The 6,374-nt window shown below is 69.4% G+C and carries 4 protein-coding genes; 3 read left to right on the plus strand and 1 reads right to left on the minus strand.

The window, feature by feature from the left end; genetic code table 11:
• The first annotated feature begins 8 nt into the window (after positions 1-8).
• The 3 genes from VD972_RS07695 to VD972_RS07705 all read left to right on the plus strand — a co-directional run bounded on the left by VD972_RS07695 (position 9) and on the right by VD972_RS07705 (position 5,795).
• A complete protein-coding gene (locus tag VD972_RS07695; RefSeq protein ID WP_324983043.1) occupies positions 9-1,640 on the plus strand; it encodes a hypothetical protein in 1,632 nt (543 codons plus the stop codon).
• Between the two features lie 370 nt (positions 1,641-2,010).
• Positions 2,011-4,782 (plus strand): hypothetical protein, encoded by a 2,772-nt coding sequence (locus tag VD972_RS07700; protein WP_324983048.1) that lies wholly within the window; start codon positions 2,011-2,013, stop codon positions 4,780-4,782.
• A gap of 146 nt (positions 4,783-4,928) precedes the next feature.
• Positions 4,929-5,795 carry a hypothetical protein gene (locus VD972_RS07705; protein ID WP_324983052.1) on the plus strand — a complete coding sequence of 289 codons (867 nt, stop codon included), beginning with the start codon at positions 4,929-4,931 and terminating at the stop codon, positions 5,793-5,795.
• A gap of 48 nt (positions 5,796-5,843) precedes the next feature.
• Here VD972_RS07705 and VD972_RS07710 read toward each other — a convergent pair.
• Positions 5,844-6,374 (minus strand): LVIVD repeat-containing protein (locus VD972_RS07710; RefSeq protein WP_414654003.1); only part of this gene is annotated, 531 nt, incomplete at its 5' end.

Genomic DNA, 6,374 nt, shown 5'->3' on the forward strand with positions numbered 1-6,374 from the left:
CCCCGCGCATGCTCGCCAGGGCCGCGGCCCTGGCCACAGCCCTCACGAGCCTGGCCGCGGCCGCCCAGTCGTCCCGGCCTGATGAGGCCTCGATGTTTGGAGGGGAGACCGAGAAGGCCCAGCCTCCACCCGATAGCGCCTCGCCCTCCTCCCGCCCGAGCGAGGACAGCATGTTCGGAGACTCCTCCGAGGGACAGGCGCCCTCGGGCGCCACGCCGACGGCACCCTCGGGGACCAACGCCAGCGCCCCACCCGCCCAGCCCCCGGCCGTAGAGCAGTCCGGCCGCGAGGAGACGCGGGATGAACAGGCGCTCAGCGGCACCCCTGGCAAGGAGGCTTTCGGCTCGGAGGAGCACGTGGACGATCCGCTGAAGATCGGCGGCCAGTTCTACATGCGCGCCATCGCCCAGGGGAACGAGGGCGTCTCCTTCGGCAGCACCTCGTTCTCCGCGCCCACGCTCGTGGATGGGTACTTCGACGCCCGCCCCACGGACCGCCTGCGCGGCATGGTGGTGGGGCGCCTGAGCTTCGATCCCACCCTCTCCAGCCAGAGCACCAGCCTGCTCGGCAGCAGCCCGGGCGATGGCACCACCAGCACCCCCGGCACCTCACGCTCCAACCCGCGCGTCCTGCTGGACCAGGCGTGGCTGCGCTTCGACATCGACCACACGGTGTTCGTCACCGCCGGCAAGCAGCACGTAAAGTGGGGCACCGGGCGCTTCTGGAACCCCACCGACTTCCTGTCGCCCCAGCGCAGGGATCCGCTCGCGGTCTTCGACGCTCGCACGGGCGCCTCGATGCTGAAGCTCCACGTGCCCTGGGAGGCCAAGGGGTGGAACTTCTACGGCATTGCCATGCTGGACAATGCCGGGCCAGCCTCCACGCTCGGCCGCATCGGCGGGGCGGCTCGCGCCGAGGTGGTGCTGGGCGAGGCGGAGCTGGGTGCCAGCGCCGTGCTGCAGCGTGGCCGCAAGCCCCGCTTCGGGCTGGATCTCTCCTCGGCGCTCGGGCCGATCGATGTGTACGCCGAGGCGGCGCTCCGGAAGGGCTCGGACGCTCCGCTGTACCGGCTGCCCGAGGACATCACGTTCCAGGAGCTCATCGAGCAGGCCCAGAACCTGGAGATCCGCACCCTGGAGGACCTCAAGCAGCTCCCCGTGGAGAGCTACTTCCCGGACGGGCTCACCCCGCAGATCACCGGCGGCGCCAACTACACGTTCGCCTACAGCGAGAACGACAGCGCCACCGTGGGCGTGGAGTACTTCTACAACTCGACGGGCTACGACAACCCCATCGCCTACCCGTACCTCATTGCACAGGGCGCCTATCAGCCGTTCTACGTGGGCAAGCACTACGGCGGCCTCTTTGGCGTGCTCGCGGGACCGGGCTCCTGGGACAAGACCTCCTTCATCCTGTCCACCCTGGGCAACCTGTCGGACATGTCCTTCACCACCCGGCTGGACGTGCTCCACCGCGCGCTCTCGTACCTGAGCATCGAGGTGTACGCGGCCGTGAACTACGGCAACAAGGGCGGTGAGTTCCGCTTCGCCCTGGACTACCCGCCGTTCGAGATCGATGGCCGGGCGCTGGTGCCCGCCCCCACGATCCAGCTGGGTGCCGGCCTGCGCATCAGCCTCTGACGCACACTCGGGGCCGCGCCCCTCTCCACGCGCGGCCTCGAGTGTCTCTCGGGTGACGGCTCCACGAGATGGGTGTGGCTCCTCGGGCCTCCTCTGGCGAAGGAAGGCCCGCGAGGTGCTGAAGCTCACAGGAGCCTGAGTTGCTGGCGCTGATACGGTTCGGATGCGGGAACACTCGGGAATGGTCCGGGCGGACACCAGAGCGGAGCCCCCTCGAACCGGTTCAACAGAGGTAAACCGTGGAGATCCGGGCTCACGCCCTGATCCACCCACCTTTCAATATATGAGAAAAAAATAAGACCCCCGTAACCAACTTGGGGAAACCCCCGATAAGTAGAGACCTACTCACTCTCAGTTGGGGTCCTCACGCATGGCCACGGACGTCCGCAGTTCCGGCAACAACAACGCTGCAGCCGAAGCCGCTCGCCGGGCAGCAGAAGCCGCAGAGGCCGCACGCCGTGCCGCAGAGGCCGCACGCCGCGCCGCAGAGCAGGCCCGTCAACAGGCAGAGCAGGCCCGCCAGGCGCAGCAGAACGCCTCCAAGAATGCCGAGGGCGCCGCCAAGCAAGTGGGAGAGGCCCGCAAGGAGCTGGTGCACGGCCAGCAGCAGCTGGAGAGCGCCAAGCCCGAGCAGCGCGAGGCCGCCAAGAAGAACGTGGAGCGCCTCAAGGGCGACGTGGACTCCGCCCGGGAGAAGCTGAAGACGGCCAACCGCGAGCTGCTCGACGCCGACACGAAGCTGCAGAAGGCCGAGGAGGCCGTCGCGCGCTCGTCCAAGTCCGCCGAAGAGGCGATGCTCAAGGCCAACACCACCGCCAAGAAGGATCCGCTCAACGCGCTCAATCCCTTCAAGTCCGACGAGCCCTTCAGCAAGGACGAGATCGCCAAGGCCGGCCCGAAGGCCAACGAGATCCGGGACTCCTTCGACGGCGCCGATGGGGCCGCCCGTGACGAGCTGTCCAAGAAGCTGGGCGTGGACGCCTCCACCGACTCCAAGGAGATCCAGGCCAACCTGGACGCCAACCGCGACTTCGCCCAGCTGAAGCAGGACCCTGCCAAGGCCAAGACGCTCAGCGAGCTGAACATCCGCGACGGCAAGGATCTGCGCGGCTTCGGAAAGAAGCTGGCCACCCAGGCCGAGGGCGGCGCGGAGAAGGACGCCCTGAACCTCAAGGGCGTGAAGGACAAGGAGGCCCTGGCCTCCATCGTCCAGACCTCCGGCAACACCCTCACGGGCAAGGCGAAGGAGACCCTCCAGGACGAGCTGTTCGCCAAGCAGGTGGCCAGCGGCCAGGACCCGAACAAGGCCGCCAACCTCAAGGGCACGGATCTGGCCGTCGCTGCCTACAACAGCGAGCTGAAGGATGTGGTGACCAAGCCGGTCGAGGACTGGACCGAGGCGGACGCCAACAAGTTCACCGACGCGCTCGCCGATCAGGTGGAGAAGCACAAGGGCGATCCCGAGGCCGTCGAGTCCCTGATGACGCTGTCGGGCTCCCAGCTCAAGCGCAGCGCCGAGCTCGTGGGCAAGGCCACCGAGGAGAAGGGCAGCGAGGACGACATCAAGGGGCTGACGAACAACCTCAGCCGCATCGGCACTGCCGCGCCGCCGCGCGCCGCCGCGCAGCTGGCCATTGGCATTGCCAAGGAGATCCCGGAAGACAGCGAGCAGAACTGGGTCGATGACGGGTTCGGCAAGTTCATCTCCGAGGGCGGCTCCGCTCAGTTCCGCGACACCATCGCCGCGGCGCTCAAGGAGGAGGGACGGGAAGAGGCCGCCGAGGAGCTCATCGAGAAGGGCGGCGGCAGCGGCCTGGATGACATCGCCGGCGACGTGTGGGACGGCGTCAAGGACGCGGCGGGCTTCCTCGCCGACAAGGCCGGGGACGCGGCCCGCGGGGCCTACAACTTCGTCTCCGACCAGGTCATCGGGCGGCTGGGCGACTCCATCCGCAACGCGGCCGCCAACGCGCTCAACATCGACGACCAGATCAACAAGCTGGAGTCGCCGGGCGACAGCTTCACCGTCAAGGCCGGAGTGGAGGGCACCCTCTTCGGCGCGGATCTGGGCGCCGGCGTGGAGATGAAGGTCACCAAGACCGAGGACGGCTACTCCATGGAGCTGCAGGGCGAGGGCACCGCGGGCGTGGCCTCCAAGCTGGAGCTGCCCGGGCTGACGGATGCGGAGCTGTCGGCCACCGGGACGGCCTCGGCCACGGTGAAGTTCGACTTCAAGAACGCCGCGGACGTGGAGAAGGCCGCCGAGACAGTGGCGGGTGTCGCCATTGGCGCGGCCGCCACCGCCGGGCCGCTGGCGCCCGTGGGCGCGGCGATGCTGGCCTCGGCCGGCAGCGAGCTGGGCTTCATCGGCGAGCACTACGAGTCCACCACCCTGAAGCTGGAGGGCAAGGGCGAGGTGTCCGCCGAGGCGGGCAACTCGCTGGGCCTGCCCGGGGCGAAGATCGCCGGCTCGGTGTCCAATGCGACGGCCATCGAGATCCCGAAGGACGGCCCCCCCAACCTCATCCTCGAGCAGAAGGTGGGCGTGGAGGGCAACCTGGATGTGGCCGGCGGCGTGGGCCTGCCCAGCGGAGGCACGCTCAGCCCGGGCAAGGTGGACGGCAAGGCCGAGATCTCCCTGGAGACGAAGGTCCCCATCAACCTCAGCCCTGGCGAGCTCATCTCCGATCCGGTGGGCGCGCTGAAGCAGGCAGGAAGGACCGCGGTGGACCAGTCCACCACGAAGCTCTCCGCCAACGTGGAGTTCAGCGCGGGCGCGGAGATCCAGGGCGGCCCGGTGACGCTCGGCGGCGATCAGGGCCTGCAGATCTCCCTGTCCGCCGAGGCCAAGACGAAGGACATCGTCGGCTCGCTGGGCAAGGCGCTCTCCGGGGACCTCAGCGGGGCGCTCAGCTCGCTGAACGAGAACACGAAGGTGGAGGGCGAGGTGCGCGCCTTCACCGACGACACCCTGGGCTTCGAGGACAAGGGTGTGAGCGTCGGCATCGCCTCCATCGACGTGACCGCGGAGGCCGAGACCCGCAGCTCCGAGATCCTCACCGACTTCGAGGGGACGCCCTCGGAATTGCTCGAGGAGTTCAGCGGCGTGATCAACGGGGTGGCCTTCAACCGGGCCGCCTGAGCAGGCCCTCCAGCCGCCTGAGCAGCCGCCAGGCGGCCTGAGTCACCCCAGGCGAGGGCGCTCCCGCCCTCCCTGAGGGCCAAGGTGCGGGCGCTCGGTCGCCCGCTCCGGTGTCATTGCGTCAGGACGTGAACAGCTTTCTGGCAATGACTCCCTGGCTCGCACTCTCTCTGGGCTTGTGGCTCGGGCAGACACCCGAGATCACCCCTTCCCTGCCTCCAGACGCCGAAACCCAGGATCCCGCTGCCCTCGAGCTGCGCGAGGCCTGGGAGCGGGCGCTCCAGAACGCCGACGCCACCGACGAAGGCCAGGACTTCACGGATGGCACCGTGCAGATGCCGGTCCTCGACGTCGGAGGAACGGCCGAGGCCGACCGCTCCGTCTCCGTCCCGAGCACCGCTGCTACCGGGTCCGCGACAGACACGCAGGCCACCGGAACCGGCGGGGCTGGCACGGAGGGGACCTCAGGTGAGGCCCAGGCCCCGGGAGCCCCACCTCCCGTGGTGAGCGCGGCCCCCACCACCGGCAACCCGCAGCGCGACGTGGAGCAGCTGCGCGCCCAGGTCCAGGCGCTCCAGGCTCAGCTCCAGGCCCAGCAGGAGCAAGACACCGTCCGCGCCGAGGCTCTCCAGCAGCAGCTCACCGGCATGCGGGAGCGCGCCGAGGAGCTGGAGCTCATGCGCCAGCAGCGGCTGGCCGAGCTCGAGCGCGCTGGGCAGTGGCTCCTCGCTGTCGACCAGGCGCTCGCGGTCGGCGAGCTGGACGTGGGGGACGCGCTGCAGGAGGCGGATGCGGCGCTCGCGCAGGTGGCCCAGAGCGCCACGGACGCTGGGAGCGGGCAGACCGTCATCCTCGTCGAAGGCGCGCGCGGCTCCATCGCCCGGGCGCTCAACTCAGCGGGGCACCGGGACACCTCCAGCGCCCGCTGGGATCTCTTCTACGCCGCCGAGCAGATCCGCGAGGCCCGTCGGCAAAACCTCGATGAGGCCAGCGCCACCACCCTCACCCGGTGAAGGAGGCCTCGTCCGCGCCGGTCGCCTCACGGCCGGCCGCAGGTGGGCTCAGGGCTGCTCGCGGAGGATGAGCAGTCCGCGGGACGTGTCCACCGCGTAGAGGTAGCCGTCTCCAGGAACCGCCACATCGCTGACCCCCTCGAAGAACGAGACTCCGCGATCCTTGTCCGTCTCCCGCCACGCGTTGAAGTAGCCCACCTGGCGAGGCTCGTTGGGGTTGGAGACATCCAGCACGCGCAGGCCATCCTGGTAGTGCGCCACATAGAGCCTCGTGCCCGACAGCGTCAGCGAGCGGATGGACACCTCCGGGCGAAGCTGGAACCCCGCCACCTCGGTGATGAGGACGTCCGGCGCGCTCACATCCAGCACCCGCAGGTGCGCACCCCAGGCCTCCCCCGCCTCGAAGGCCAGCGTGCGGTTGCCGATGGTGCCCACGGCCACCGTGCGGGTGGTGGCCTCCGCATACGCGTAGTTCCCCAGCCGCTTGGGCGAGCGCGGGTTGGACACGTCCGACACCGCCAGCCCATACGACCAGTGGCTCACGTACAGCCGGCCGTCTCGCGCCAGCACGTCATAGGG

This window comes from Hyalangium sp. (assembly GCF_035629615.1).
GTDB lineage: Bacteria > Myxococcota > Myxococcia > Myxococcales > Myxococcaceae > Hyalangium.

Bases quoted from the DNA above. Each gene is read 5' to 3' on its own strand.
- VD972_RS07695 (WP_324983043.1), top strand. From the start codon at position 9: ATGCTCGCCAGGGCCGCGGCCCTGGCCACAGCCCTCACGAGCCTGGCC.
- VD972_RS07700 (WP_324983048.1), top strand. From the start codon at position 2,011: ATGGCCACGGACGTCCGCAGTTCCGGCAACAACAACGCTGCAGCCGAA.
- VD972_RS07705 (WP_324983052.1), top strand. From the start codon at position 4,929: ATGACTCCCTGGCTCGCACTCTCTCTGGGCTTGTGGCTCGGGCAGACA.